This is a genomic window from Caulobacter sp. AVps16 (assembly GCF_058681455.1).
This window is the reverse complement of record NZ_CM178739.1, coordinates 1,677,824-1,703,219: the sequence shown is the minus strand read 5'-3', so window position 1 is coordinate 1,703,219 and position 25,396 is coordinate 1,677,824. Positions and strand designations below refer to the sequence as shown.

Annotated in this window: 24 protein-coding genes, 4 tRNA genes and 1 pseudogene; 22 read left to right on the top strand and 7 right to left on the bottom strand. The window is 61.6% G+C overall.

The genetic code is table 11. The annotated features are described in order from the left end of the window. Positions 1 to 185: 185 nt before the first annotated feature. On the bottom strand, positions 186 to 1,595 hold the full coding sequence (gene glnA, locus ACW17U_RS08290) for a type I glutamate--ammonia ligase (RefSeq protein ID WP_062146304.1): 1,410 nt from the start codon (positions 1,593 to 1,595) through the stop codon (positions 186 to 188). A gap of 45 nt (positions 1,596 to 1,640) precedes the next feature. Next, positions 1,641 to 1,979 (bottom strand): P-II family nitrogen regulator, encoded by a 339-nt coding sequence (locus ACW17U_RS08285; RefSeq protein ID WP_062146307.1) that lies wholly within the window; start codon positions 1,977 to 1,979, stop codon positions 1,641 to 1,643. Between the two features lie 248 nt (positions 1,980 to 2,227). On the opposite strand from ACW17U_RS08285, the gene ACW17U_RS08280 reads away from it, so the two are divergent. The 6 genes from ACW17U_RS08280 to ACW17U_RS08255 all read left to right on the top strand — a co-directional run bounded on the left by ACW17U_RS08280 (position 2,228) and on the right by ACW17U_RS08255 (position 8,298). Further along, positions 2,228 to 3,766 (top strand): acetyl-CoA acetyltransferase, encoded by a 1,539-nt coding sequence (locus ACW17U_RS08280; protein WP_492055501.1) that lies wholly within the window; start codon positions 2,228 to 2,230, stop codon positions 3,764 to 3,766. Between the two features lie 4 nt (positions 3,767 to 3,770). Next, positions 3,771 to 4,340: a histidine phosphatase family protein gene (locus ACW17U_RS08275; protein WP_492055500.1), complete on the top strand. Its 570-nt coding sequence runs from the start codon at positions 3,771 to 3,773 to the stop codon at positions 4,338 to 4,340. Between the two features lie 10 nt (positions 4,341 to 4,350). After that, positions 4,351 to 5,841: an NAD(P)H-hydrate dehydratase gene (locus ACW17U_RS08270; protein WP_492055499.1), complete on the top strand. Its 1,491-nt coding sequence runs from the start codon at positions 4,351 to 4,353 to the stop codon at positions 5,839 to 5,841. Positions 5,842 to 5,863: 22 nt separating this feature from the next. Beyond that, positions 5,864 to 5,948: transfer RNA gene (locus ACW17U_RS08265), tRNA-Leu, on the top strand. A gap of 192 nt (positions 5,949 to 6,140) precedes the next feature. Next, the gene (gene tig / locus ACW17U_RS08260) at positions 6,141 to 7,499 is read left to right on the top strand and encodes a trigger factor (RefSeq protein WP_492055712.1); all 1,359 of its coding nucleotides are present in this window, start codon (positions 6,141 to 6,143) and stop codon (positions 7,497 to 7,499) included. 172 nt (positions 7,500 to 7,671) lie between these two features. Continuing rightward, positions 7,672 to 8,298, top strand: a complete 627-nt coding sequence (locus ACW17U_RS08255; protein ID WP_062146317.1) for an ATP-dependent Clp protease proteolytic subunit — start codon at positions 7,672 to 7,674, stop codon at positions 8,296 to 8,298. A gap of 66 nt (positions 8,299 to 8,364) precedes the next feature. On the opposite strand, the gene ACW17U_RS08250 is transcribed toward ACW17U_RS08255, so the two are convergent. Further along, complete coding sequence (locus ACW17U_RS08250; protein ID WP_492055498.1) at positions 8,365 to 9,036, bottom strand: HAD-IB family hydrolase; 672 nt, start codon at positions 9,034 to 9,036, stop codon at positions 8,365 to 8,367. A 346-nt stretch (positions 9,037 to 9,382) separates the two neighbouring features. Between ACW17U_RS08250 and clpX the strand changes: the two genes are divergently transcribed. The 4 genes from clpX to ACW17U_RS08230 all read left to right on the top strand — a co-directional run bounded on the left by clpX (position 9,383) and on the right by ACW17U_RS08230 (position 14,049). After that, positions 9,383 to 10,645: an ATP-dependent Clp protease ATP-binding subunit ClpX gene (clpX, locus tag ACW17U_RS08245; RefSeq protein ID WP_062146321.1), complete on the top strand. Its 1,263-nt coding sequence runs from the start codon at positions 9,383 to 9,385 to the stop codon at positions 10,643 to 10,645. A 391-nt stretch (positions 10,646 to 11,036) separates the two neighbouring features. Next, entirely contained in the window at positions 11,037 to 13,436 is a 2,400-nt protein-coding gene (lon, locus tag ACW17U_RS08240; RefSeq protein WP_492055497.1) for an endopeptidase La, read from the top strand. Positions 13,437 to 13,585: 149 nt separating this feature from the next. Continuing rightward, complete coding sequence (locus tag ACW17U_RS08235; protein WP_062146326.1) at positions 13,586 to 13,864, top strand: HU family DNA-binding protein; 279 nt, start codon at positions 13,586 to 13,588, stop codon at positions 13,862 to 13,864. Positions 13,865 to 13,974: 110 nt separating this feature from the next. Beyond that, a tRNA-Val gene (locus ACW17U_RS08230) sits at positions 13,975 to 14,049 on the top strand. A gap of 12 nt (positions 14,050 to 14,061) precedes the next feature. Here ACW17U_RS08230 and ACW17U_RS08225 read toward each other — a convergent pair. Further along, a complete protein-coding gene (locus tag ACW17U_RS08225; RefSeq protein WP_492055496.1) occupies positions 14,062 to 15,264 on the bottom strand; it encodes a nucleotide disphospho-sugar-binding domain-containing protein in 1,203 nt (400 codons plus the stop codon). A gap of 152 nt (positions 15,265 to 15,416) precedes the next feature. Between ACW17U_RS08225 and ACW17U_RS08220 the strand changes: the two genes are divergently transcribed. After that, the gene (locus ACW17U_RS08220) at positions 15,417 to 16,307 is read left to right on the top strand and encodes an SPFH domain-containing protein (protein WP_062146330.1); all 891 of its coding nucleotides are present in this window, start codon (positions 15,417 to 15,419) and stop codon (positions 16,305 to 16,307) included. Positions 16,308 to 16,644: 337 nt separating this feature from the next. Beyond that, positions 16,645 to 17,796 (top strand): annotated as a pseudogene (locus tag ACW17U_RS08215) (glycosyltransferase family 4 protein); the annotation flags it as partial. On the opposite strand, the gene ACW17U_RS08210 reads toward ACW17U_RS08215, so the two are convergent. The 3 genes from ACW17U_RS08210 to ACW17U_RS08200 form a co-directional block, all read right to left on the bottom strand. After that, positions 17,797 to 18,810: an LLM class flavin-dependent oxidoreductase gene (locus ACW17U_RS08210; protein ID WP_062146332.1), complete on the bottom strand. Its 1,014-nt coding sequence runs from the start codon at positions 18,808 to 18,810 to the stop codon at positions 17,797 to 17,799. Positions 18,811 to 18,923: 113 nt separating this feature from the next. Then, positions 18,924 to 19,000 (bottom strand) — tRNA-Asp (locus ACW17U_RS08205). A 74-nt stretch (positions 19,001 to 19,074) separates the two neighbouring features. Continuing rightward, a tRNA-Asp gene (locus ACW17U_RS08200) sits at positions 19,075 to 19,151 on the bottom strand. A 200-nt stretch (positions 19,152 to 19,351) separates the two neighbouring features. On the opposite strand from ACW17U_RS08200, the gene ACW17U_RS08195 reads away from it, so the two are divergent. Genes ACW17U_RS08195 through nuoF form a run of 10 tightly spaced genes read left to right on the top strand, consistent with a single transcriptional unit; the run spans position 19,352 to position 25,395 of the window. Next, positions 19,352 to 19,729 (top strand): NADH-quinone oxidoreductase subunit A, encoded by a 378-nt coding sequence (locus ACW17U_RS08195; RefSeq protein WP_492055495.1) that lies wholly within the window; start codon positions 19,352 to 19,354, stop codon positions 19,727 to 19,729. Beyond that, entirely contained in the window at positions 19,699 to 20,304 is a 606-nt protein-coding gene (locus ACW17U_RS08190) for a NuoB/complex I 20 kDa subunit family protein (RefSeq protein WP_166504192.1), read from the top strand. Before ACW17U_RS08195 ends, ACW17U_RS08190 begins: the two co-directional genes overlap by 31 nt. Beyond that, positions 20,301 to 20,912: an NADH-quinone oxidoreductase subunit C gene (locus tag ACW17U_RS08185; protein WP_062146338.1), complete on the top strand. Its 612-nt coding sequence runs from the start codon at positions 20,301 to 20,303 to the stop codon at positions 20,910 to 20,912. Before ACW17U_RS08190 ends, ACW17U_RS08185 begins: the two co-directional genes overlap by 4 nt. Before the next feature lie 2 nt (positions 20,913 to 20,914). Further along, on the top strand, positions 20,915 to 21,316 hold the full coding sequence (locus ACW17U_RS08180; protein ID WP_062151433.1) for a hypothetical protein: 402 nt from the start codon (positions 20,915 to 20,917) through the stop codon (positions 21,314 to 21,316). Beyond that, positions 21,313 to 22,563, top strand: coding sequence for an NADH-quinone oxidoreductase subunit D (locus ACW17U_RS08175; RefSeq protein ID WP_062146340.1), 1,251 nt, complete (start codon positions 21,313 to 21,315; stop codon positions 22,561 to 22,563). The genes ACW17U_RS08180 and ACW17U_RS08175 overlap by 4 nt, the downstream gene beginning before the upstream one ends. Then, a complete protein-coding gene (locus tag ACW17U_RS08170; protein WP_062146342.1) occupies positions 22,560 to 22,895 on the top strand; it encodes a nuclear transport factor 2 family protein in 336 nt (111 codons plus the stop codon). Before ACW17U_RS08175 ends, ACW17U_RS08170 begins: the two co-directional genes overlap by 4 nt. 3 nt (positions 22,896 to 22,898) lie before the next feature. Further along, positions 22,899 to 23,582: an NADH-quinone oxidoreductase subunit NuoE gene (nuoE, locus tag ACW17U_RS08165; protein WP_492055494.1), complete on the top strand. Its 684-nt coding sequence runs from the start codon at positions 22,899 to 22,901 to the stop codon at positions 23,580 to 23,582. Beyond that, on the top strand, positions 23,582 to 23,809 hold the full coding sequence (locus tag ACW17U_RS08160; RefSeq protein ID WP_062146346.1) for a hypothetical protein: 228 nt from the start codon (positions 23,582 to 23,584) through the stop codon (positions 23,807 to 23,809). Before nuoE ends, ACW17U_RS08160 begins: the two co-directional genes overlap by 1 nt. After that, positions 23,806 to 24,072, top strand: coding sequence for a hypothetical protein (locus tag ACW17U_RS08155; RefSeq protein ID WP_062146348.1), 267 nt, complete (start codon positions 23,806 to 23,808; stop codon positions 24,070 to 24,072). Before ACW17U_RS08160 ends, ACW17U_RS08155 begins: the two co-directional genes overlap by 4 nt. Before the next feature lie 3 nt (positions 24,073 to 24,075). After that, a complete protein-coding gene (gene nuoF / locus ACW17U_RS08150; protein WP_492055493.1) occupies positions 24,076 to 25,395 on the top strand; it encodes an NADH-quinone oxidoreductase subunit NuoF in 1,320 nt (439 codons plus the stop codon). Position 25,396 lies beyond the last annotated feature (1 nt).

The window sequence follows — 25,396 nt, the reverse complement described above, 5'->3', positions numbered from 1 at the left end:
TGATTTCAGGCGGTTATGGTGGATTGCGGCGGTTCTGTTGCGGAGTTGCGACAATTTTGTTCAGCCGATGCTGCCTAAGTAAGAAGTCATTCTCATTCGGCGACGGGCCCTGGGACAGCTCGGGCAAAAAAAATGGGCCAGAGAATGCTCTCTGACCCATTTCCGAACTTCGGAAGACGCTTAGGTTAGCACTTGTAATACATCTCGAACTCAACCGGGTGTGGATGCAGTTGCAGACGCATCACTTCTTCCATCTTGAGTTCGATATAGCTGTCGATGAAGTCGTCATCCATCACGCCACCGGCCTTCAGGAAGGCGCGGTCCTTGTCGAGGTTTTCCAGGGCTTCGCGGAGGCTGCCGCAAACTTCCGGGATCTTCTTCTGCTCGCGCGGGGGCAGATCATAGAGGTTCTTGTCGGCGGGCGCGCCCGGATCGATCTTGTTGTTGATGCCATCGAGACCAGCCATCAGCAGAGCCACGAAGGTCAGATAGGGATTGCCCATCGGGTCGGGGAAGCGGGCTTCCAGGCGCTTGGCCTTCGGCGAGTCGACGTGCGGGATCCGGATCGAGGCCGAGCGGTTGCGGGCCGAATAGGCCAGCTTCACCGGAGCTTCATAGCCGGGCACCAGGCGCTTGTAGGAGTTCGTCGTCGAGTTCGAAAAGGCGTTGATGGCCTTGGCGTGCTTGATGATGCCGCCGATGTACCACAGGCACATGTCGGACAGACCGGCATACTTGTCGCCGGCGAAGAGCGGCTTGCCGTCGCCCCAGATCGACTGGTGAACGTGCATGCCCGAGCCGTTGTCGCCAAACATCGGCTTGGCCATGAAGGTGGCGGTCTTGCCGTAGGCGTGGGCCACGTTGTGGATCACGTACTTATACAGCTGCAGACGGTCGGCCATGGTCACCATGGTGTCGAACTTCAGGCCGAGTTCGTGCTGGGCCGGTGCCACTTCATGGTGGTGCTTTTCCGGCTTCATGCCGAGTTCGCCCATGACTGCCAGCATTTCGCCGCGCAGGTCTTGCGCCGAGTCAATCGGGTTGACCGGGAAGTAGCCGCCCTTGGGACCCGGGCGGTGGCCCATATTGCCCTCGGGATAGGTCTTGGCGGAGTTACCCGGCAGTTCGACGGAATCGAAGGAGTAGCTGGTGTCGTTCGGCGAGGTGTTCCACTTGACGTCGTCAAAGATGAAGAACTCGGCTTCGGGGCCGAAGAACACGGTGTCACCGATGCCCGAAGCCTTGACGTAGTTCAGGGCAGCCTTGGCGATCGAGCGCGGGTCGCGGTTATAGGGCGTGCCGGTGTCAGGGTTCACCACGTCGCAGAACAGCGCCAGGGTGGTTTGCTGATAGAACGGGTCGATGATGGCCGTCGTCAGGTCCGGACGCAGCTTCATGTCCGACTCATTGATGGCCTTCCAGCCGGCGATCGACGAGCCGTCGAACATGGTGCCGTCATTGAGGAAGTCGTCATCAACGAGATCGATGTCGAAGGTGACGTGCTGCATCTTGCCGCGCACGTCGGTGAAGCGAACGTCAACATACTTGACGTCCTTTTCCTTGATGAGATTCAGGATTTCCTTGGCCGTGCTCATTCCGTATCCCCTTCTTGAGCGTCGTATGCGTTCAAAGGTCCGTGCCTAGACGGCAGCTGGACCGTTTTCTCCGGTTCGGATGCGGATGACTTCCGCGATCTCCGAGACGAAAATCTTGCCGTCGCCGATGCGGCCCGTCCGGGCGGCGCGAGTGATCGCCTCCAGCGCCGGTTCCAACTGGCTATCCTCGATGACGACCTCCACCTTGATCTTCGGCAGGAAGTCGACGACGTACTCTGCGCCGCGATAAAGCTCGGTGTGACCCTTCTGGCGGCCATAACCCTTGGCTTCGAGCACGGTCATGCCCTGGACGCCCATCTCCTGGAGGGCCTCCTTTACCTCATCGAGCTTGAACGGCTTGATGATGGCTTCAATCTTCTTCATCGGTTCCACTTTCGGGCCCGCCGACGCGCCGCGTCGCTTGTGACGGGCACCGACCACGCCCCCCGGGGGACTCGCAAGCGCCGCCCCGGAGGAATCTGCCTGCCTGAGGGCGGTTTGATCGTGATGTTCAAATTTTGTGCAGCGCGAGCATGAAAACTAGTCATAGCGAGATTGCCGTCCAATTGACCTTGCCGTGCGCTGTTTCGCCCCTAGGATCGGCCCCAACAAGCGTTTGAACGGGGGTGAACATGCGTGACAACACGCCAGTTTTGATCGGGGCCGGCCAGTTCACCTTTCGCGGAGAGATCGAAAATTCACCGTCTCCCCTGCAACTGCTGAAGATTGCAGCGGAAAGGGCTGTGGCAGATGCAGGCCTCTTGGGGTCGGATCTTGCCGGACTCGACGCCATGGCGGTCATCGCATTCAGTATCGATGCGCCGGGGGGGCTTTCGAAGCTTCCGATGCCGCGCTTGATCAATCCTCCGGCAAGTCTGGCCAGGGCGCTTGGTGCCGACCCTGCATGGAAAGTCTACACGGAGACGGGCGGCAACAGTCCCCAGCAAGCCGTGAATGCGGTCTGCGAGCGCATCGCACAGGGAAGCTCGGAGCTGGCGCTCGTAGCGGGTGCCGAGTTTCTCGGTTCTTTGATGAAGCGCCTGAAAGGGGGGCATGGCTTTGACGGATGGGGCGATGACCTCGTTGAAGCCCCAGAGCGAATGGGCGACTCCCGGCCTGGCGTGACAGCTCAGGAGGCCGCGCATGGCCTCGGCTATCCGGTCAACACCTATCCGCTGTTCGAGAATGCACTTCGGGCGCGCGACGACCGGTCTCTGCAGGACCACCAGCAGCGCCTGGGTGAGCTGTTTTCGCCGTTCAGCAAGGTGGCGGCCGGCAATCCCATGGCCTGGTTCCCGCTGGAACGGTCAGCAGAGGAGCTGACAACGGTCACCGATCGGAACCGGATGATCAGCTTTCCCTATCCCAAGTATCTGAATGCGATCATGGAGGTCGACCAGTCCGCTGCGATCTTGATCTGCAGCGTCCGGAAGGCGCGGGAACTAGGCGTATCGGAAGACAAGTGGGTGTACCTGCACGGCTGCGCAGATGCGGCTGATCTCTGGTATCCATTGGACCGGCAGAATTTCCATTCCAGCCCGGCCATCCGTTTGACGGGAGAGCGCGCCCTGGAGATGGCGGGGGTCACCCTGGCCGATATTGACATCATCGACCTCTATTCCTGCTTTCCGTCCGCTGTTCAGGTGGCGGCAGAGGAACTGGGCCTGGCGCTTGATGATCCGCGAGGTCTGACGATTACCGGAGGTCTGCCCTATTTTGGTGGACCGGGTAACAACTACGCTCTGCACTCGATCGCGGAGATGATGACCCGGCTCCGGGAACGTCCCGGTGCCTTTGGTCTCTGCACGGCCAATGGCTGGTTCCTGACCAAGCAATCGATCGGGATCTATTCCACCAAGCCGTTCGACGGCGATTGGGTGCGCGAGGCTCCCTCACGAATTCAGGCGCAGATCGACAGCCTGCCCCATCCGGAGATTGTCGAGCGACCCGTCGGGCCATCGACGATCGAGACCTACACCGTTGTCCACTCACGAGAGGGCGTGCGGATGGGCATTGTCGTGGGGCGTGACGCTTCGGGGCGTCGCTTCGTCGCCCATACACCTGATGATCCTGCAACCCTTCTAGATCTTGAGTCTCGGGAGGGCGTCGGTCGCACCGGGATCGTCGGTCCACATCCTGATGGCGTCCGAAATCTCTTTATTCCGGATTGATCCCATGGCCCGCGTGTACGTCATCAGACATGGCCGTCCGGCATCGAGTTGGGGAGGGGACGACGGCGACCCCGGGCTGGATGAGATCGGCCGCCAGCAGGCCATCGAGGTGATGGAGTCCATGCTGACTCTGCCCGAGGCGACAAGGCCGCGACGGGTGGTCTCTTCGCCGCTCCGTCGATGCCGGGAGACCGCTGAGCCTCTGGCTCAGGCACTGGGTCTGGATCTGCACATTGATGCCCGCGTTGGCGAGATCCCAACGCCGGCGGCCTTGTCAGATCCAGAGCGTCCCGCCTGGCTCAGGACCGCGTTCGGCGGTGAATGGGACCAGATCGTAGGCGATATGGACTACGCCGCTTGGGCGAGGGGTGTGGCAGCTGCGGTGGCTGAGTACCCCCTGACAGCCGTATTCAGCCACTTTGTCGCCCTGAACGCAGCCGTCGGCGTTGCGACCGGCAATAGGCAGGTAGCCGCCTTCAGGCCGGACCACTGTTCGGTCACAACCTTCGATATTCAGGATACGCGCTTGCTCTTGATCGAGAAAGGACGCGAAGCTCAGAGTCAGGTTCTCTGAGGGAGACGACGTGTCGCGGGAAATTCTGACCGTCGCTGAGATGACGCAGGCTGACCGCCAGGCGGTCGAGCAAGGCCTTTCCATCGATCTGCTAATGGACAGAGCCGGGTTTGCAGTCGCGGAAGCGGTCATGAAGCGCTTTCCGCCGGGCCGAGCGGTGATCTGGTGTGGTCCGGGCAACAATGGCGGCGATGGCTATGTGGTTGCGCGATGCTTGCACGACAAAGGCTGGTCCGTTCGGGTTGAAGCCGCCGCGGCCCCGGCGACGGAGGCCGCCAAAAGAGCCGCTGCGCTTTGGAAGGGCGAAACGGTTCCGCTATCGCCTTCACCGTTCCCAGCGGATCTGTATGTGGATGCGCTGTTTGGCGCTGGTCTGTCGCGCGGCCTTGAGGGTGACGTGGCCAAACTTGCGTGTGCGTGCGCCCAGTTGAATGAGCCGGTCGTCGCGATCGATCTACCCAGTGGCTTCAATGGGGATACGGGGCGACGTCTGGGCGAGGCTGTTTTCTGCGCCGATCTCACGGTGACCTTCCATCGCCTGAAGGTCGGGCACTGCCTTTACGAGGGGAGGGCTGCCTGTGGCGAAGTTGTCGTGGCCGATATCGGCTTGCCTGCGTCAGAAGGGACTGCATCGCTCTTTGAGAACACGCCTGATCTCTGGGAGAGGCATTTTCCGTGGCCGGCTCTGAATGTGCACAAGTACCAACGGGGCAGGCTAAAGGTCGTTAGCGGCGACGCCGGGAAGACCGGGGCGGCGCGATTGGCTGCCCGCGCGGGCCTTCGGATCGGCGCAGGCGTTGTCACCCTTCTATCCCCATCCGGAGCCCTTGCCGAAAACGCGGCTCACCTTGAAGCGGTGATGCTGGCACCTTTTGAAAGCGATGCAGATCTGCGGGCTGCGGGGGAAACAGCGGACGCTGTTGTGATCGGACCTTCAGCGGGCGTAGGCGAGACGACGGTTCGAAACCTATTCGCCCTCGCCGGGACCGGTTCGGCCCTTGTGGTCGATGCCGACGCCCTGACCAGTTTCCGGCAGGATCCTGAGGCGCTCTTTTCTGCCCTCGATCGCGATGACGTGCTGACGCCGCATCCGGGTGAGTTCGAACGGATTTTCCCTGGTCTATTGGCACGCTCGGCCGAACGGATTTCGGCAACTCGCGAAGCCGCAAGACTGGCTGGCGCCGTTGTATTGCTGAAGGGCCCCGATACGGTCATTGCCGCCCCGGATGGACGTGCTGCCGTGTCGCTCAATGGCTCGCCCTGGTTGGCAACGGCCGGATCGGGCGACATCCTGGCGGGGTTCATCGGCGGCTTGATCGCCCAGGGCATGACGAGCTTTGAGGCAGCCTGCGCCGGAGTGTGGATTCATGCCGAATGTGGCCGTGCACAAGGGCCGGGTCTGATCGCTGAGGATTTGCCGAATCTCGCGCCTGCCGTCCTTGCCGGACTCCTGGCTCGACGTCCTAGCGTCAAGCGCAGCGGACTTGCCTCGGGGCGGTGAAATCCGTAAGGCCTGCCCCAATGCGGATGTGGCGAAACTGGTAGACGCACCAGATTTAGGTTCTGGCACCGAGAGGTGTGGAGGTTCGAGTCCTCTCATCCGCACCAAGATCGACCTAATGCTCTCCCGATGAAGAGGGATGGGCGTGACTTTTGCCGCTGGCGCTCTTGGATGGTCGCGCACGTCGTGACATAAGGGCGCTCTTTCGCCGCCCCGGCCTCGCGGGCGGCGTCGATGTTTTTGACCCCAGGGCGGACCCCCGGCGCATGCGTCGCAGGTTCGAGAATATGACCATGTCGATGCAGATCGTTGAAAAGTCGGGCGAAGGCCTCAGCCGCGTTTATGGGGTGACCGTGCCCGCCGCCGAGTTGGCCACGCGTCTCGAAGCGCGGATCGCTGAAGTCGCGCCGCAAATGAACGTCAAGGGCTTCCGCCCCGGCAAGGTCCCCGCCGCCCATGTGCGCCGCCTCTATGGCAAGGCCCTGATGGGTGAAGTCGTTGAGCAGGCGCTCAATGAGACGACCCAGAAGGTTCTGGACGACAACAAGCTGCGCCCGGCTGGCCAGCCCGAACTGAAGCCTTCCTCTGACATGGAAAAGGTTGTCGCCGGCGGCGAAGACCTCGCCTTCGAGGTGGCCATCGAAATCATGCCTGATTTCGAGCCGATCGATCCGGCCGGCATCGAGCTGACCAAGCCCGTTTACAAGGTCTCGGACGCCGAGGTCGACGAGGCCCTGGCCGAGCTTGCCAAGCAGGCCCGCACCTATGAGCCCCGCAAGGGCAAGAGCCTGAAGTCCAAGGACGGCGACCAGCTGTTGATCGACTTTGTCGGCACCGTCGATGGCGTCGAGTTCGCCGGTGGCAAGGCCGAAGGCGCAGAACTGGTCCTCGGTTCGGGCCAGTTCATCCCGGGCTTCGAGGACCAACTCATCGGTGCCAAGCCGGGCGACGAACTGGTCGTGAAGGTCACCTTCCCGGAAGATTATCAGGCCAAGGATCTCGCAGGTAAGGCCGCCGAGTTCGCCACGACCGTCAAGGAAGTGCGCGCTCCGCTCGACGCCGAGGCCGACGACGAACTGGCCAAGCGTTTGGGCCTGTCCGACCTCGCTGCCCTTAAGGAACTGCTGAAGTCAAACCTTTCGGGTCGCTACGAAAATTCGTCGCGGTTCAAGCTGAAGCGCGCCCTGCTGGACATCCTGGACACCAAGCACGAGTTCGACCTGCCGCCGCGCATGGTCGACGCCGAGTTTGCGGGCATCTGGCAGCAGGTTCAGGCGGACAAGGCGCAGGGCGGCCTGCCGCCTGAGGACGCCGACAAGACTGAAGACCAACTCAAGGACGAGTATCGCAAGATCGCCGAGCGTCGGGTTCGCCTGGGTCTGGTGCTTGCCGAAATCGGTCGCAAGAACGAGGTGGTTGTGACCGACCAGGAACTGACCGACGCTATCATGCGCGAAGCTCGCCAGTATGGCGCGCAAGCCCAGCAGGTGTTCGACATGTACCGTCAGCGCACCGATCTGCAGGCCGCTCTGCGCGCCCCGATCTATGAAGACAAGGTCGTGGACCTGATCTTCGGCAAGGCCAAGATCGAGGAAAAGGAAGTCTCCAAGGAAGAGCTCCTTGAAGAGGACGATCTGCCGGAAGGCTACGGCGGCTAAGGCTTCCGTTTAGAAATGAGACCAGGCGCGACTCGCAAGGGTCGCGCCTTTTTCTTTGGCCCACGAGGGCCTTCGGCTCCTTGCAACCTGTTAATCGCCACGCGATATGCGTTGGCGACGCTGTGCGAGGTCTGATTCGCGCAGCCCCAAAACGCGAAAAAGGGCGAACCCTATGTACGATCCGGTTGCAACGGCGATGAACCTCGTTCCGATGGTGGTCGAACAGACCAGCCGCGGTGAGCGCGCGTTCGATATCTTCTCGCGCCTGCTCAAGGAGCGGATCATCTTCCTGACCGGGCCCGTCGAGGACGGCATGGCCAGCCTGATCTGCGCCCAGCTTCTCTTCCTGGAGTCCGAGAACCCCAAGAAGGAAATCGCGATGTACATCAACTCGCCGGGCGGCGTGGTGACCGCTGGTCTGGCGATCTACGACACCATGCAATACATCAAGAGCCCGGTTTCGACGGTCTGTATGGGCATGGCGGCCTCTATGGGCAGCCTGCTGCTGTGCGCCGGTGCCGCTGGGCAACGGATCTCACTGCCAAACTCGCGCATCATGGTGCACCAGCCTTCGGGTGGCTTCCGCGGTCAGGCCTCTGATATCGAGCGTCATGCCGAAGACATCATCAAGACCAAGCGTCGTCTGAATGAGATCTACGTCAAGCATTGCGGCCGCACCTATGAAGAGGTCGAGCGCACCCTGGACCGCGACCACTTCATGAGCGCTGAAGAGGCCAAGGCTTGGGGTCTGATCGACCATATCAATGAGACCCGCGACGAGACCGACGCCAAGGCTTAGGCCAAAGCGTCCCTCACCAGGTGATCAAGCCGCCGCCCGCAAGGTCGGCGGCTTTTTTGCGCCGGCCTAGATCGGCCTGCCGCGAAAGACGCGATAGCCACGCTCATCGGCGATGGCCAGCATCTCGGTATCTCCGGAGGTGTCGCCATAGGCGGCGGTCAGCCGAACCTCTTCGCCAAACAGTTCCTTCAGTCGGACAACCTTTTCCCGGGCGCGGCAGTTTGGTCCGGCCAGGACGCCAAGGGCGCAATCATCTGGACCGAAGGCCAGCCTTGTGCCGATCAAAACGTCGGCGCCAAGGCCTCGGGCGAAGGGTGCGACCGTGATGTCGGGAGACGCGGTGACGATCACCATCTTGGCGCCCTTGGCCCGCCAGCGCCGCCAAACCGCAAGAGCGTCGGGCCGAAACAGGGAAGGGGCGTAGAGTTCAGCAAAGGTGCGTGCGTCTGATTCCAGCTCGGTCTGGGTTGCGCCTTTCAGGAACTCCCGAACGGCCGCAGCCTTGAGCTTGCCGCGATTGCGATTGAACGCGTAGCCCAAGAGAGCTGGCGACAGGCGGACAATTCCGAGTGTCCAGCGCGCGGGCCCGGCGCGCCATTTCAGAAAGGCGTTGAAGCTGTCGCGAACGGTCAGGGTGCCATCGAAGTCAAAGGCCACCAGCGCCGGGGCGTCAGTCATTTCCCCTGTCATCGGCATCGAGGCCGTAAGGCCTTTGGACATCAATGAGCGCTTCGCCATTCTACTCCACGCGCGCCTGGCGCGTCCCGTTCATCAAGCGGTTGTTCGAACACGATTCCCGGCTGCGCTCTAAACGCTTCCGCGCCCTCGAACGCTATCGGAATAGCCCTGTCGTTGTGTCTACGACCTTGGTAACCATTTTAGACTCTAAGATCGTTACAGGGTACGGCGCATTGACGGGTTGGGCGGCCGAAAAAGCCTCCAAGGCTTGTGAACTGCGGCCGGATCGGGGAATGTCAAGGATTAGACAACTCCCGGCCTGTAAGCTGTCGCTTCGGTGGCGGCATGTGAGCCAGGAGCGGGCGTCACGGCAGTGGCCGTCGCCGCCATAGCGTGAGAAGCGACCATGACGAAAGCCGCGAGCGGCGATACCAAGAGCACTCTGTATTGTTCTTTCTGCGGAAAGAGCCAGCATGAGGTGCGTAAGCTCATCGCGGGACCGACGGTGTTCATTTGCGATGAATGCGTTGAGCTCTGCATGGACATCATTCGCGAAGAGCACAAAATAGCCTTCGTGAAGTCAAAGGACGGCGTTCCGACGCCGCGTGAAATTTGCGAAGTCCTGGACGATTACGTGATTGGACAGGGGCACGCCAAGAAGGTGCTCGCCGTAGCGGTGCACAATCACTACAAGCGTCTGAACCATGCGTCGAAGAACAATGACGTTGAACTGGCCAAGTCCAACATTCTTCTGGTCGGCCCGACCGGTACCGGCAAGACCTTGCTGGCCCAGACCCTGGCCCGAATCATCGACGTCCCCTTCACCATGGCCGACGCCACGACCCTGACCGAAGCCGGTTATGTGGGTGAAGATGTCGAAAACATCGTGCTCAAGCTCCTGCAGGCGGCCGACTATAACGTCGAGCGTGCCCAACGGGGCATCGTCTACATCGATGAAATCGACAAGATCAGCCGCAAGTCCGACAATCCGTCGATCACCCGTGACGTCTCGGGGGAGGGCGTGCAGCAGGCTCTGCTGAAGATCATGGAAGGCACCGTCGCCTCCGTGCCGCCCCAGGGCGGGCGAAAGCATCCCCAGCAGGAGTTCCTGCAGGTGGACACCACGAACATCCTGTTCATCTGTGGCGGGGCGTTCGCCGGCTTGGAGCGCATTATCTCGGCGCGGGGCCAAGGTAAGTCGATTGGCTTCGGTGCCAAGGTCGCAGATCCGGAAGAGCGCCGTACCGGCGAAATCCTGCGCGGCGTCGAGCCGGATGACCTCCAGCGCTTCGGCCTGATCCCGGAGTTCATCGGGCGCCTTCCTGTGGTCGCCACCCTTGAAGACCTGGATGAGATCGCTCTGGTCAAGATTCTGACCGAGCCTAAAAACGCCTTCGTCAAACAGTACCAGCGACTGTTCGAGATGGAGAATATCGGTCTGACCTTCACTGAGGATGCGCTTCACGGGGTCGCGACCAAGGCGATCGCCCGCAAGACAGGTGCGCGGGGCCTCCGTTCCATCATGGAGGGGATCTTGCTCGAGACCATGTTCGAATTGCCCAACTATGAGGGCGTCGAGGAGGTTGTGGTCAATGCAGAGGTCGTTGAAGGCCGTGCCCAGCCTCTACTGATCTATGCCGAGAAGAAGGGTGGCGCTGCGTCAGCCTGACGCTCGCCTCCAATCCAGTGATCAAGGCGCGCTCCTTGGAGCGCGCCTTTTTCGTGAGTCGCTGCGGCTATTCGGCCGGGCCCGACCCAATCTGCATTAGTGACCTGTGAGAGTGGTCAAGTCGTTCCAGCTCAGCTGATCCCTGATTTTGGAACGAATTTGCGCAATGGAACCCTTTGGGGGCATATCCCCTTCAGCTTGGCGACTAATGCGCGACTCGTCGCCGCTATCAGGCGACTCGGCTTGAACGCAGTTGCGAAACGTCCACATAAATAGGGACCATTCCGTCCAGTCCCGGACGGACGGACCGAGCGACTCAGGCGCATCGTCTGAATAACGCCGGCCCGCATGGCCGAGCGCGAATGTCGCGACGGCCGGGAGTAAGAGCATCATGTCTGAACTTCGTACGCTTCCAGTCTTGCCACTTCGGGATATCGTTGTTTTCCCGCACATGGTGGTGCCGCTCTTTGTCGGGCGCGACAAATCTGTCCGCGCCCTTGAAGAGGTAATGCGCGGCGACAAGCAAATTCTCCTGGTCACCCAGAAGAACTCTGCAGACGATGATCCGTCGCCGACGGACATTTATGACGTTGGGGTTCTGGCCACCGTTCTTCAGTTGCTGAAGCTGCCTGACGGTACCGTGAAGGTTCTGGTCGAGGGCAAGGGACGGGCCGCCGTGGTCAAGTTCACGGAACAGGAGTCGTTCTACGAGGCCCAAATCGGTGAGGTCAGCGAAGACGAAGGCGCTGGCCCCGAGGTCGAGGCCCTGTCGCGGGCTGTGGTCGAGCAGTTTGAAAACTACGTCAAGCTCAACAAGAAGGTGCCTCCGGAGGCCCTGGCTTCGATCCCTCAAATCGCGGAGCCCGGCAAGCTGGCGGACAGCATCGCTGCCCATCTCTCCGTCAAGATTGGCGACAAGCAGAGCTTGCTGGAAATCTTCGACATCGTGAAGCGGCTTGAAAAGGTCTTCGCCCTGATGGAAGGCGAGATCAGCGTCCTTCAGGTTGAGAAGAAGATCCGCTCGCGCGTCAAGCGTCAGATGGAAAAGACCCAGCGCGAGTACTACCTCAACGAACAAATGAAGGCGATCCAACGCGAGCTGGGCGATCCCGACGACCAGCGGGATGAGCTGATTGATCTCGAAAAGCGGATCAAGAAGACCCGTCTGTCGAAAGAAGCCCGGACCAAGGCCGAGAGCGAGCTCAAGAAGCTTCGCAACATGAGTCCGATGTCAGCGGAAAGCACGGTTGTTCGCAACTATCTCGACTGGATGCTGTCGATCCCCTGGGGCAAGGCCAAGACCAAGAAGATTGACCTCAATGAAGCCGAGGAGATCCTCGACGCGGATCACTATGGGCTGGAGAAGGTCAAGGAGCGCATCCTTGAATATCTCGCCGTCCAGGCCCGCACAAACTCGCTGAAGGGCCCCATCCTTTGCCTCGTCGGCCCCCCCGGGGTCGGCAAGACCTCCTTGGGCAAGTCCCTGGCCAAGGCCACGGGGCGCGAGTTTGTTCGCATGAGCCTGGGTGGGGTTCGCGACGAAGCCGAGATCCGCGGTCACCGGCGGACCTATATCGGCTCGATGCCCGGCAAGGTCATTCAGTCGATGAAGAAGGCCAAGACGACCAACGCCTTCGTGCTACTCGACGAAATCGACAAGATGGGCAGCGACTACCGGGGTGATCCGGCTTCAGCACTGCTGGAAGTCCTGGATCCGGCCCAAAATTCGGCCTTTGGCGACCACTATCTGGAGGTGGATTACGATCTCAGCCAGGTGATGTTCGTCACGACGGCCAATAGCCTCAACATGCCCCAGCCTCTGCTGGATCGCATGGAGATCATCCGGATCGCCGGCTATACCGAGGATGAGAAACTCGAGATCGCCAAGCGCCATATCCTGCCCAAACTGACCAAGGATCATGGTCTGAAGGCGGCTGAGTTCGTGGTTCCGGAAAAGGCGATCCGTGATCTGATCCGCTACTACACACGGGAAGCCGGTGTGCGGTCGCTTGAGCGCGAGCTTGGCGCACTGGCGCGCAAGACGGTCCGTGACCTCTCCCGCGAAAAGGTGGCATCGATCACGATCGATGATGAGCGTCTGGCCAAGTACGCCGGCGTCAAGAAGTACCGCTATGGCGAAACCGACGAAGTTGATCAGGTCGGAATCGTGACCGGTCTGGCCTGGACGGAGTTTGGCGGCGACATCCTGACGATCGAAGCCGTGAAGATGCCCGGCAAGGGCCGCATGACGGTGACCGGCAATCTCAAGGACGTCATGAAGGAGTCGATTTCGGCCGCTCAGTCCTATGTGCGGTCTCGGGCTCTGCACTTTGGCGTAAAGCCGCCGATCTTTGAAAAGACGGATGTGCACATCCACGTGCCCGATGGGGCCACGCCCAAGGATGGTCCTTCCGCAGGTGCCGCCATGGCCGTCGCCATGGTGTCCGTACTGACGGGAATTCCGATCCGCAAGGATATCGCCATGACTGGTGAGATCACCCTGCGGGGGCGGATTACGGCCATCGGCGGGCTCAAGGAAAAGCTCCTTGCGGCTCTGCGTTCGGGCGTGAAGACGGTCTTGATCCCTCAGGAGAACGAGAAGGATCTGGTCGATGTCCCGCAGTCCGTCAAAGACGGTCTGGAGATCATTCCGGTCTCGACTGCCGATGAAGTTCTCAAACACGCCCTTACAGGTCCGCTGACGCCGATTGAATGGAATGAAGCGGATGAGCCAATTGCTGCAAGTGCGAAGGCGGATGAGGGCGAGGTTGACGCCATTTTGACTCACTGAATGTAAGTTATTGTTGATAAGTTGAGCGGCGCGGGACTTTGCCGCGCCGCCTTCATTTGACGGGGCATTTTCCGCCGCCATAATCCCGGCCGAGCGAAGTGGCGTAGGCTTTTGCGAAGCGCCGCCGCTTTATTGGCTGGGAGAAAAACATGACCACAAAAGCCGAACTCGTCACGGCGATCGCCGAGAAGGCGGGCATCAATAAAAACCAGGCCAAGGACGCCCTGGAAGCCTTCATCGAAACCGTCACCGACTCTCTTAAGTCAGGCCATGACGTTCGCCTGGTCGGCTTTGGCACATTCAAGGCCGTTGCCCGGGCGGCGGGCACTGCCCGCAATCCGCGGACCGGTGAAACGGTCAACCGTCCGGCTTCGAAGACGGCGCGGTTCCAGGTCGGCGAAGGCTTGAAGACCACATTGAACGGCTAAAACGGTCTATGAGATTACAGGGCGGTGCGCCACTTGGCGGACCGCCCTTTTTTGTTGGCGCTTTTCAGGGGCGCTACTGACGGCTAGAAGGCCGCTTCGGCATCTCTAGAGGGCGGTTAGCTCAGCGGTAGAGCGTCTCGTTTACACCGAGAGGGTCGGGGGTTCGATCCCCTCACCGCCCACCAGAATGTCTTGGTTCACGTCAGCAGGCCCTCCAGCAGGGTTGCGGCGGATCGCTGGTCCTGATCGGCCCTGATCGCTTCGCCAAGGGCTGCGGCGGCCTGGCGATAGCGGCTATCCTCCAGCAGCTCTGCAAGTGCTGCCGTGATCGGCTCAATACCAGCGTCGGGTGCCAGACGCAGCCCGGCACCGCGGGCCGAGACACGTGCTGCATTGTCAAGCTGGTCGCGTCCCATCGGCAGGCAAAGCAAGGGAACGCCAGCCATCAGCGGCCTGAGGGTCGAGCCATGGCCCGCGTGAGTCACGAAGACCGCAGCTTGCTTCAGCAGATCAGCATGGGACGCGCTGCGGACGACCGTGACATTTTCAGGGTGAGAAAACTCTGCGGGGTCCAGGGTGGGGCCGGTCGTAACCAGGCCCCGCACCGGGAGTCGGCCCAAGGCGGCTATAACATTGGCCAGTGCGGCCTCTTGCGCTTGATAGAGGCTTGAAAAGGAGACTAGCACCAGAGGAGCTGTCCCGGCCGGGACCGCTTCAAGTTCGATCCAGGCCGGATCAGCGAGGTAGGGGCCTGCATAGGCAAAGGGCTTTGGGAGCGGGTCCGGCCCGAAGTCAAAGGCGCGGCTGCTGGCAATCAGGATCAGACTCGCTGCGTTAAGTTGCGCAAACAGATCGTTCAGGCCCTCTAGGCCGAGGTGGCTACGCGCCGCATTGAGTTCCTCCAGCCCGACCTGAAAGAAGCCCCGGCTCATCTGGGTCACCATGGCGTGCATGGCCCGTTCGTCGTCCGAGTTGGCCGGTAGCATGCCGGCACCAAACGGAGGGACGCCGGGCAGGGTAGGGAGCGACCAGATGTTGGCAGCGAACAGGGCCAGCGGCAGGTTGCGCGCCTCAGCAGCGGCCATAACGCCTAAAAGCAGTTCCTGGGTGACCACGGCATCCGGCCTGAAGGTGTCGATGGCCGACAAGGTGTCTTCTGCATAGGCCTGGGCCGGGCCGGCCATGACCCGTTCGATCAACCGGTGAATGACCTCCAGAGGATTGTCGGCTTCATGATCCTTCAGGCGATCATCCTCGCGTCGTTTTCCAGTTTGGTTCGGCGCCTTGGTCCAGGGCAGGAAGTCCAGGCCCAGGGCGGCTGCGTCTGACGCATTGCAGATGTCGCTCAGGATCAAGACGCTGTGGCCGCGGTCTTTGAGTTCCAGTGCTGCGAGCAGCATGGGTTGGACGTGTCCGCCGCCTTCCCAGGTCGTGAATAGATATCGCGGCATCTCGTCCTCACTCTGTCGGCTCAAGGGCTTACGCGGTCCGGGTTCGCCTTGCCAATAGCGATCAAAGTGATATCACTTGTATATCAATTTGGAGAATGGCGATGGACCAGGTGCACACCATCAACAGATCAGTCGAGCGGATCGGAGCCGGTCGCAGCGGAGGTCTACCACTCCTGTCAATGCCGTTGCTCATTGGCCTAGGGGTCTGGGCCTTTATCAGCGCTGAAACCTATGGGGGTGGCTACAACGCGCTTGGGGCCATTCTGGTCACCTCGGCCGTTCTGGTTGGTTGCGGCTTCTATTCGCTGCAGCCGAACGAAGCGTCTGTGAATACGCTGTTTGGGGCCTATGTCGGAACCGACCGCACAACGGGACTGCGCTGGGTCTTACCCTGGTACGGGCGAAAGAAGATCAGCCTTCGGGTTCGCAACGTCACAAGCGAAATGCTCAAGGTCAACGACAAGCGCGGCAATCCCATCGAGATCGCTGCCAACATTGTCTGGCGCGTCGCTGACTCGGCTCAGGCTCTGTTCGATGTCGATGACTATGTCGCCTTCGTGAACATCCAGATTGAGACCGGCCTGCGGGAGGTCGCCTCGCACTACGCCTACGACCATGCCGAAGAGGGGGAGCCTACGCTCAGGGCCGATGCAGAGGAAGTTGGCGCCAGGCTGCAGGCTGACCTGCAGGCCCGGATCGCCGTGGCGGGCGTGGCCATCGATGAGGCACATCTGATGCACCTTGCCTATGCGCCCGAAATCGCCGGCTCGATGTTGAAGCGGCAGCAGGCCGAAGCGGTGCTGTCTGCCCGGCGCACGATCGTAGCCGGGGCCGTAGGGATGGTTGAAAACGCCCTCAATCAGCTCAATGAACGTGGCGTCGTTGTCCTGGACGACGAGCGCAAGGCCGCAATGGTGTCCAACCTCCTCGTGGTCCTGTGCGCGGATCGAGAAGCTCAGCCGGTCGTCAACACCGGCACCCTTTACGGCTAAGCCTTGAAAGCGGTGCCGGAGGAAACGGGTAAGACAGTGCGGCGATCGTTCCTGATGCGCGTCCGCCCAGACGTGTTGGCCGCCGTCGAGCGCCTTGCAGCAGAAGAACTGCGGAGCGTGAACGCCCAGGTTGAAATGCTGCTGCGGGAAGCTCTTATCCGTCGCGGGAGGTCGCTTAAGCTGCCGCCAGGCAGTGAGGAACCCGAGTTGTCGTGAAAGCTTTATCGTTCTGAGCACGAATGCGTGGTCGGGGTTACGATGAGGATTCGGCGTGACGGACATGAGATCGAACCACCCGATCAACAGGGTCGGGCCTGCGCGCGGCGAGGCTGAATATGATGCGCGCGTTCGCCTCGTCGACACGACAATGCTCTATGCGCCCCGCAGCGGTGGCGTTCGCCGCTACCTCAATTCAAAGCGTGCCTGGCTTTCGGTTCACCGTCCGCTGGTCCAGCATACCCTTGTCGTGCCTGGTGCTCGTGACGCTCATGACGGGCAGGGTCGGGTTTCGATCTATGCCGCGCCCTTGCCATTCGGGGACGGATATCGCTGGCCTGTCGTCAAGCAGGCCTGGATGGAGAGGTTGATCCGCCAAAGTCCGGACATCATTGAAGCGGGAGACCCTTATACGCCCGGGCTTGCGGCTCTGCGTGCCGGCGACAGTCTCGGCGTGCCGGTCGTCGGATTCTGCCATACCGACCTCGGGGCGCTGGCGGCGCTGCATATCGGTGAATGGGCTGAGAAGCCTGTGCAGAAGCGCTGGGCTGCGATCTACGGCCAGTTTGATCAGGCCGTTGCGCCGAGCCGCTTCATCGCGGGTCGCCTGATCGAGGCCGGAGTGGCCAATGCGATCGGGCTGCCCTTAGGCGTGGATGTGGATGTCTTTCACCCCCGATGCGGCGACAGGGCCAAACTCAAGACGACTCTCGGCCTGAGGCCAGACCACCGCATTCTCGTTTTCGCTGGCCGACCTGCGCGCGAGAAGCGGCTGGACGTGCTGGTGGAGGCCGTCGAGCGACTCGGCGATCCTTACGTGCTGCTTCTGATCGGTGCCGGCAGTGGAGCTCCGGCCAGCGATCGCGTGGTCTGCCTGGACTATCAGCGGGATCCTCTGGCCCTGGCCGCGATTCTGGCCGGTTGCGACGCCTTTGTGCATGCCAATGACAATGAGCCGTTTGGTCTTGTCGTTCTTGAAGCCATGGCCTGTGGTTTGCCGGTTATTGGCGTAGCGGCCGGAGGCGTGGCGGAATCCGTGGATAGCTTGGTTGGCGAACTTGCCACGGCGTCGGAGGCTGGCGCGTTCGCGGAGGCTATCGAGTCGGTTTTCGCGCGCGGTTCGGTTCAGCTGGGTCAGGCTGCGCGGCGTCGCGCCGAAGAGCGGCATGGCTGGGACTCGGTTTTCACCGCCCTTTGCCAGATCTATGGCCGTCTCACGGGCGCAGCGGGTTTTTCCCAAGGTTCGACGCTACCACGGCACCAGGCGCATTGATCAGGCGGGCAGAGCAATACGCTCAAACACGCCGGACAGGATTTCATAGCTGCGAACACGCGCCGCATGCTCATGGATCTGCGATGCTGCCATGAGCTCGTCGGCACCCGTCAGGGCGAGGACCGCCTCGATCTTCTGTTGGACGGTCTTTGCCGAGCCCACGGCCGAGTAGCGGAAGATCTGGTCCAAGCCGGCGATTTCTGACGTCGAAGCGATCTCGCCGATATCGTCCACCGGCGGCGGAAGCAGCCCTGGTCGGCCACGCCGCAGGGCCAGGAACTGTTGTTGGGTAGACGTGGAAAGCCTGCGGGCCTCCTGGTCCGTGTCCGCCGCGCAGACGCCAATACAGATCATCACATAGGGCGCAGCCAATGATTCCGAGGGTTTGAAATGGCGGCGGTAGAGGGTGATCGCGTCCATAAGTTGGTCTGGCGCGAAATGGGCTGCAAAAGCAAAAGGCAAGCCCAGGGCCGCCGCAAGCTGGGCGCTGTAGGTACTGGATCCCAGCAGCCAAAGCGGAACGTCCTGGCCCTCGCCAGGTATGGCGCGCACGGCTTGATCGGCAGTGGCCGGTTTGAACCAGGCCTGAAGCTCAACGACATCCTGCGCGAACGAATCAACAGCGCCCATGTAGCGTCGAAGTGCCCTCAGGGTGGCTTGGTCCGTCCCCGGCGCCCGACCCAAACCCAGATCGATGCGACCGGGAAAAATGGCCGCCAGGGTGCCGAATGCCTCCGCGACCATCAGGGGCGCATGGTTTGGCAGCATGATTCCGCCGGAGCCGACCCGAATCGTTGATGTGCCCGCCGCGACATGACCGATCGCGACCGCTGTCGCCGCACTGGCGATCCCCGGCATGTTGTGATGTTCGGCCAGCCAATAGCGGTGATAGCCCAAGCGCTCGGTCTGCCTTGCGAGATCGAGGCTGTTTCGCAAGGCATCCCCAACACTGGAGCCCATCGGGACCGGGCAGAGGTCGAGAACGGAAAGCCGTGGGGAGGGGGGAGGGGCCATTGATGCTAGATCATGCCGCCGCGCGAAAAGCTCAACCCCAATTCACCAGACAACTGGTCGGAGGCTAGCCAAACAACTGTAAAATATGGGATCTTGCTTTTGAAGCAGGACGGTGGCGCGAATGACGGGACTTGAACCCGCGACCTCCGGCGTGACAGGCCGGCGCTCTAACCAACTGAGCTACATCCGCGTCGTGCGCCATGGCGCGACGGTCGTCCGTATTTCGCCACTGAAGTGGGAAGCATCACCACCACCCAAGAAAGGTGGCGCGAATGACGGGACTTGAACCCGCGACCTCCGGCGTGACAGGCCGGCGCTCTAACCAACTGAGCTACATCCGCATTGGGCCTCCGCCGGAGCGAAGGTGCGACCCGCCCTTCGGCGAGGCGCGTCTGATATGTCGGGCGCGGACTCGTGTCAACGGCCATGTCGTACCATCTGTCACTGACGATCAGTTGCGACCGTTTCTCAATGTGTCGCAGGTGTTTGAAGCGTCGGCGGGCATGGGCTACAACCCGCACGATTCAAGCCAAGGGCTGTCATGAACGCCTTCCTTCTCCAATACCTGCCGATCGTGATCTTTCTCGGGATTGCGACCATCATCGGCGTTGCATTCCTTGCGGCGGCTGCTGTCCTGGCACCCAAGGCGCCGGACCCTGAAAAGCTGTCCGCCTATGAATGCGGCTTCAACGCCTTCGACGACGCGCGCATGAAGTTCGACGTTCGATTCTATCTCGTGTCGATCCTCTTCATCATCTTCGACCTGGAAGTGGCATTCCTGTTCCCTTGGGCGGTCACACTGATGAAGCTGCCGCATGAGGCGGCTGTCTTCGCCTTCTGGTCGATGATGACGTTTCTGGGCATCCTGACTGTCGGCTTTATCTACGAATGGAAGAAGGGCGCCCTCGAATGGGAGTGATCGTTCCCGGCAATAGCTCGCCCCTGATACCAGCCGGCTCCGCTGGTCGCTCGACGGTGCAGGGTTATGATCCCAAGTTGCACGATCCGTTCTTCGACGGCATCTCGGGTCAATTGGCCGACAAGGGCTTCATCACGGCCGCTGCTGACGACCTCATCACCTGGGCCCGTACGGGGTCGCTGATGTGGATGACGTTTGGCCTGGCCTGCTGCGCTGTGGAAATGATGCAGGCCTCGATGCCGCGCTATGACCTTGAGCGTTACGGCTTCGCACCGCGGGCCAGCCCGCGCCAGAGCGATGTGATGATCGTCGCCGGTACCCTGACCAACAAGATGGCTCCGGCTCTGCGCAAGGTTTACGACCAGATGCCCGAGCCGCGCTACGTGATCTCCATGGGCAGCTGCGCCAATGGCGGCGGCTACTATTATTACAGCTACAGTGTCGTTCGCGGCTGTGATCGCGTGGTGCCGGTGGACATCTATGTTCCGGGTTGCCCGCCGACCGCAGAGGCACTGGTCTATGGCGTGCTGCAACTGCAGAAGAAGATCCGTCGCACGGGGACGATCGAGCGATGAGCGCAACCCTCGAACTTCTCGGCCAGGATATCGTCGCCCGTTGTCCCGGGGTGCTCGGTCATTCGGTAGCCTTTGGTGAGCTGACCATCGTGGCGCGCTCGGCGACGGTCTGCGACACGCTGATCTTCCTGCGTGATGACGCCGCCTGCCGTTTCCACCAGTTGATTGACCTGGCTGGCGTCGACTATCCGGAACGCGCTGCGCGCTTTGATGTGGTTTACCACCTGTTGTCGCTGGTGAAGAACCATCGCATCCGTCTGAAGGTCTCGACCGACGAGGATACGCCGGTTCCGACGGTCACTCCGGTGTTCGAAGTGGCCAACTGGTTCGAACGCGAGGCGTTCGACATGTACGGCATCTTCTTCGACGGGCACCCGGACCTGCGCCGAATCCTGACCGACTACGGCTTCCACGGCCATCCGCTGCGGAAGGACTTCCCGATGACGGGTTACGTGGAGGTTCGCTACGATGACGAGCTGAAGCGCGTCGTCTATGAGCCCGTAAAGATTACCGAGTTCCGTGCGTTCGATTTCCTCTCTCCCTGGGAAGGCGCGAAGTACGCCCTGCCGGGCGATGAGAAGGCCGAGAAGAGAGCAGGGGATGCATGATCATGGGTCTGCGCCGGCCGACGTTTCGCTCCGCCACAGCGTTTTTCCTGGTGACCTTTTCGACGGCCTTCCTGATGACCATCGGCATGAGGCTCACAGGCTGGTTCACGCGGGCACCGGTTATCACGGTCGAACAGAACAAGGGGCTTGGGATTGCGATCATGATCGCGGTCATGACCCTTGCGGTTGGGGCCGGGCTTCGTCGCATGGAGATCGCCGAGCTCCGCAGTGCGCTTCTCGGGGCGGCGTCCGTCCTTCTGGCTTTGCCGCTGTCACAAGCCGCGATTTCCCAGTCCTGGGATGTCGCGACCACCATCATCACGCTGCTGGGCGCCGTTCTGCTGGTTGCCGGGCTGCTAGTTTCGCTCAGCATCGAGCAGCGTAAGGAAGGCCAGGAAGCATGACCGGCCATGACACCCCCGCAGCGGTGACTGATCTCGTTCAGGACGAGTCGACGGTTCCGGCGATTCCGGAAACTCCAGTCCGCAAGTTCAACATCAATTTCGGCCCGCAACACCCCGCCGCGCACGGTGTGCTGCGCCTTGTGCTTGAGCTGGACGGTGAAGTCGTCGAACGCGTCGATCCGCATATCGGCCTGCTGCATCGCGGCACCGAGAAGCTGATGGAGGCCCGCACCTACCTTCAGAACATTCCGTATTTCGACCGCCTCGACTACGTGGCGCCGATGAACCAGGAGCACGCCTTCTGCCTGGCCATCGAGAAGCTGCTGGGCGTCGATGTGCCCCGCCGTGGCTCTCTGATCCGGGTGCTCTATTCGGAAATCGGCCGGGTTCTGAACCACCTTCTGAATGTGACGACCCAGGCCATGGATGTCGGCGCCCTGACGCCGCCTCTCTGGGGCTTCGAGGAACGCGAAAAGCTGATGGTGTTCTACGAGCGCGCCTGCGGCGCTCGCTTGCACTCCAACTACTTCCGTCCGGGCGGCGTCCACCAGGACCTGCCGCCGCAGCTGATCGAAGACATCGACACGTGGGCCAAGGCCTTTCCGAAGATCTGCGACGACATTGAAGGCCTGATCACCGACAACCGCATCTTCAAGCAGCGCAACGTCGACATTGGCGTGGTGACGCGCGAGCAGGCGATTGAGTGGGGCTTCTCGGGTGTGATGGTGCGCGGCTCTGGCATCGCCTGGGACCTGCGCCGCAATCAGCCCTATGAGTGCTACAACGAGTTCGAGTTCGATATCCCGCTCGGCAAGAACGGCGATTGCTACGATCGCTATCTGTGCCGCATGCAGGAGATGCGCGAGTCGACCAAGATCATCCGTCAGGCCTGCGACATGCTCCGCAAGACGCCGGGCCCTGTGATGACCGAGGACAACAAGGTCAGCCCGCCGCGTCGTGCCGAGATGAAGCGCTCGATGGAAGCCCTGATCCATCACTTCAAGCTCTACACTGAAGGGTTCCGCACGCCGGCCGGCGAGGTCTATGCCTGCGTCGAAGCCCCCAAGGGCGAGTTTGGCGTGTTCGTGGTCTCCGACGGGACCAACAAGCCTTATCGCTGCAAGATCCGCGCACCGGGCTTCCCGCACCTGGCGGCCATGGACTGGATGAACCGCGGCCACATGCTGGCCGACGTTTCCGCCATCCTGGGTTCGCTGGACATCGTGTTCGGGGAGATCGACCGGTGAGCTTCGCTGCCGTCGCTCAAGCCCAGCTGGATGCCTACAACGCTCAGGACGTGGACGGTCTCTGCCGCCACTTCGCCGACGACATGGCCGTCGCCGACCTGAACGCCGAGCCAAACCTGCACGGCGTCGAAGCCTTTCGCGAGCGCCATCTTGGCCTGTTCGCGCAGTTTCCAGATAACCGCGCCGAACTTCTGTCGCGCGTGGTGATCGGCAACAAGGTCATCGACCACGAGCGGGTCTTCCGTTCGCCCGACGCGACGCCTTTCGAGGTCGCCGCCATCTACACCTTCGCCGGCGAAAAGATCGCCCGCGTTGATTTCGTGAAAGCCTGACGCATGTCCGTTCGTCGTCTCGCCAAGGAACAGCCCGCCAGCTTCGCCTTTTCGAAGGACAGCCAGGCCAAGGCCGACTGGTGGAAAGCCAAGTACCCCGCCGAGCGCAAGCAGTCGGCGGTGATCCCCATGCTCTGGCTGGCCCAGAAGCAGGAAGGCTGGATCCCTGAGCCCGCGATCCAGGAGATCGCCAAGCAGCTCGAGATGCCGGTCATCCGGGTCTTGGAAGTCGCGACCTTCTACGTGATGTTCCAACTGCAGCCGGTCGGCAAGGTCGCCTTCGTGCAGCTCTGTGGCACGACGCCCTGCCAACTTCGCGGCGCGCTCGACCTGCGCCAGGTGCTGAAGGACAAGATCGGCGAAGCCCACCACGTCTCGGCTGACGGCAAGTTCAGCTGGGAAGAAGTCGAGTGCCTGGGCGCCTGCTGCAATGCGCCGATGGCCGCGATCAATGATTACTATTACGAGGACCTGACGCCCGAGAGCCTGGCCCAGATCCTCGATGACTTCGCTGCCGGCAAGTCGCCGCAGCCCGGAAGCTATGAAGGCCGCAAGGCTTCGGAGCCCAAGGACTCGATCAAGACCCTGACCGATCCCAAGCTCTATGACGGCTCGCTGGCCAAGAAGATCAAGATCCCGAACCTCCCCGAAAAGCCCAAGAAGGCCAAGGCGGAGCCTGCCGCCTGATGAACGCTGACGCCGTCTTGCAGAAGAAGCGACTGACCGCGATGCTTGCCATCGACGCGGTCTGCTTCGTGCTGGCCGGCGCGGCGATTGTCGGCCATGTGGCCATGGGAATCGGCTGGCTTCTGCCGGCTTTCCTGGTTCTCGTGGCGGCCGGTCTCGGCGCACAGATCTGGTTTGTGCTGGGCTGGATGCGCGCCGTGAAGCGTGAAGGGGGCGCAACGTCATGATCGACGACAGCGACTTCAACACCCGCAAGGCGGCCTATCTGGAGTCGATTCGTGTTCTTGGTCGCCGCGAACGCGGCATCGGCTTCGTGGCCTGTCTGCTCGGTGCCCTGCTCCTGATCTGGGGCCGGGTCGTGGCTGGTGCGCCCGAATGGGCCGTTGCACTCGGTCTTGTGACTATTGCAGTCGGCTGGCTGCTTTTCGCCTATGTCATCCTACGTCGGACGCGCTATGTGCGCGCCCATCCATTCGATCCGCAAAGCTGAGTCATGGTCGGTATCCTCGAAGACAAGGACCGCATTTTCACGAACCTCTACGGTCTCCAGGATTGGGGCCTCGAGGGCGCGAAGAAGCGCGGCTGCTGGAATGGCACCAAGGACATCCTGGACGCGGGTCGCGACTGGATCATCGACAACATGAAGAACTCCGGCCTGCGCGGCCGGGGCGGGGCGGGCTTCGGCACCGGCCTGAAGTGGTCGTTCATGCCCAAGGAAGTGAAGGACGGTCGTCCGCACTATCTGGTCGTCAACGCCGACGAATCCGAGCCGGGCACCTGCAAGGACCGGGAGATCATGCGGCATGACCCGCATCTCCTGATCGAGGGCTGCCTGATCGCCTCGCGCGCCATGCTGGCCCACGCCTGCTACATCTATATCCGCGGCGAATATGTCCGTGAGCGCGAAATTCTGGAAGCTGCCATCAAGCAGGCCTACGAGGCCAAGCTGGTCGGCAAGAACAATGTCCATGGCTGGGACTTCGAGATCTACGTCCACCACGGTGCGGGTGCCTATATCTGTGGCGAAGAGACGGCCCTGCTGGAAAGCCTGGAAGGCAAGAAGGGCCAGCCGCGCCTGAAGCCGCCTTTCCCTGCCGGCGCAGGCCTCTACGGCATGCCCACGACGGTCAATAACGTGGAGAGCATCGCTGTCGCCGGGACGATTCTGCGTCGCGGGGCTTCATGGTTTGCGGGCTTTGGTCGTCCCAACAACACCGGGACCAAGCTCTTCTGCGTCAGCGGCCATGTGAACACGCCCTGCAACGTCGAAGAGGCGATGAGCATCCCGTTCCGCCAGTTGATCGAGGATCACTGCGGCGGCATCCGGGGCGGCTGGGGCAATCTGAAGGCCGTGATCCCGGGCGGATCGTCCGTACCGATGATCCCGGCCGAGCAGTGCGAAGACCTGCCGATGGATTTCGATGCCCTGCGCGCCCTTCGTTCGGGTCTCGGGACCGCAGCGGTCATCGTTATGGACAAGGACACCGATCTGGTCCGCGCCATCGCTCGCCTGTCGTACTTCTACAAGCATGAGAGCTGCGGCCAGTGCACGCCGTGCCGCGAAGGCACCGGCTGGATGTGGCGGGTCATGGAACGCATGGTCACCGGCGAGGCCGATCCGAAAGAGATCGACACCCTGCTGGACGTGACGACCCAGGTCGAGGGTCACACCATCTGCGCCCTGGGCGATGCGGCCGCCTGGCCGATCCAGGGCCTGTTCCGTCACTTCCGCCACGAGGTGGAGGACCGGATCGCATCCTATCGTAGCGGTCGCCTGCACGTGCAGGGCGCCAAGCTGATCGCGGCGGAGTAAC

Bases quoted from the DNA above. Each gene is read 5' to 3' on its own strand.
- lon (WP_492055497.1), top strand. From the start codon at position 11,037: ATGTCTGAACTTCGTACGCTTCCAGTCTTGCCACTTCGGGATATCGTT.
- tig (WP_492055712.1), top strand. From the start codon at position 6,141: ATGCAGATCGTTGAAAAGTCGGGCGAAGGCCTCAGCCGCGTTTATGGG.
- ACW17U_RS08235 (WP_062146326.1), top strand. From the start codon at position 13,586: ATGACCACAAAAGCCGAACTCGTCACGGCGATCGCCGAGAAGGCGGGC.
- ACW17U_RS08255 (WP_062146317.1), top strand. From the start codon at position 7,672: ATGTACGATCCGGTTGCAACGGCGATGAACCTCGTTCCGATGGTGGTC.
- glnA (WP_062146304.1), bottom strand. From the start codon at position 1,595: ATGAGCACGGCCAAGGAAATCCTGAATCTCATCAAGGAAAAGGACGTC.
- ACW17U_RS08210 (WP_062146332.1), bottom strand. From the start codon at position 18,810: ATGGCCCCTCCCCCCTCCCCACGGCTTTCCGTTCTCGACCTCTGCCCG.
- clpX (WP_062146321.1), top strand. From the start codon at position 9,383: ATGACGAAAGCCGCGAGCGGCGATACCAAGAGCACTCTGTATTGTTCT.
- ACW17U_RS08280 (WP_492055501.1), top strand. From the start codon at position 2,228: ATGCGTGACAACACGCCAGTTTTGATCGGGGCCGGCCAGTTCACCTTT.
- ACW17U_RS08185 (WP_062146338.1), top strand. From the start codon at position 20,301: ATGAGCGCAACCCTCGAACTTCTCGGCCAGGATATCGTCGCCCGTTGT.
- ACW17U_RS08285 (WP_062146307.1), bottom strand. From the start codon at position 1,979: ATGAAGAAGATTGAAGCCATCATCAAGCCGTTCAAGCTCGATGAGGTA.
- ACW17U_RS08155 (WP_062146348.1), top strand. From the start codon at position 23,806: ATGATCGACGACAGCGACTTCAACACCCGCAAGGCGGCCTATCTGGAG.
- ACW17U_RS08225 (WP_492055496.1), bottom strand. From the start codon at position 15,264: ATGCTGCTCGCAGCACTGGAACTCAAAGACCGCGGCCACAGCGTCTTG.
- ACW17U_RS08180 (WP_062151433.1), top strand. From the start codon at position 20,915: ATGGGTCTGCGCCGGCCGACGTTTCGCTCCGCCACAGCGTTTTTCCTG.
- ACW17U_RS08190 (WP_166504192.1), top strand. From the start codon at position 19,699: ATGGAAGAAGGGCGCCCTCGAATGGGAGTGATCGTTCCCGGCAATAGC.
- nuoF (WP_492055493.1), top strand. From the start codon at position 24,076: ATGGTCGGTATCCTCGAAGACAAGGACCGCATTTTCACGAACCTCTAC.
- ACW17U_RS08220 (WP_062146330.1), top strand. From the start codon at position 15,417: ATGGACCAGGTGCACACCATCAACAGATCAGTCGAGCGGATCGGAGCC.
- ACW17U_RS08175 (WP_062146340.1), top strand. From the start codon at position 21,313: ATGACCGGCCATGACACCCCCGCAGCGGTGACTGATCTCGTTCAGGAC.
- nuoE (WP_492055494.1), top strand. From the start codon at position 22,899: ATGTCCGTTCGTCGTCTCGCCAAGGAACAGCCCGCCAGCTTCGCCTTT.
- ACW17U_RS08275 (WP_492055500.1), top strand. From the start codon at position 3,771: ATGGCCCGCGTGTACGTCATCAGACATGGCCGTCCGGCATCGAGTTGG.
- ACW17U_RS08160 (WP_062146346.1), top strand. From the start codon at position 23,582: ATGAACGCTGACGCCGTCTTGCAGAAGAAGCGACTGACCGCGATGCTT.
- ACW17U_RS08195 (WP_492055495.1), top strand. From the start codon at position 19,352: ATGAACGCCTTCCTTCTCCAATACCTGCCGATCGTGATCTTTCTCGGG.
- ACW17U_RS08250 (WP_492055498.1), bottom strand. From the start codon at position 9,036: ATGGCGAAGCGCTCATTGATGTCCAAAGGCCTTACGGCCTCGATGCCG.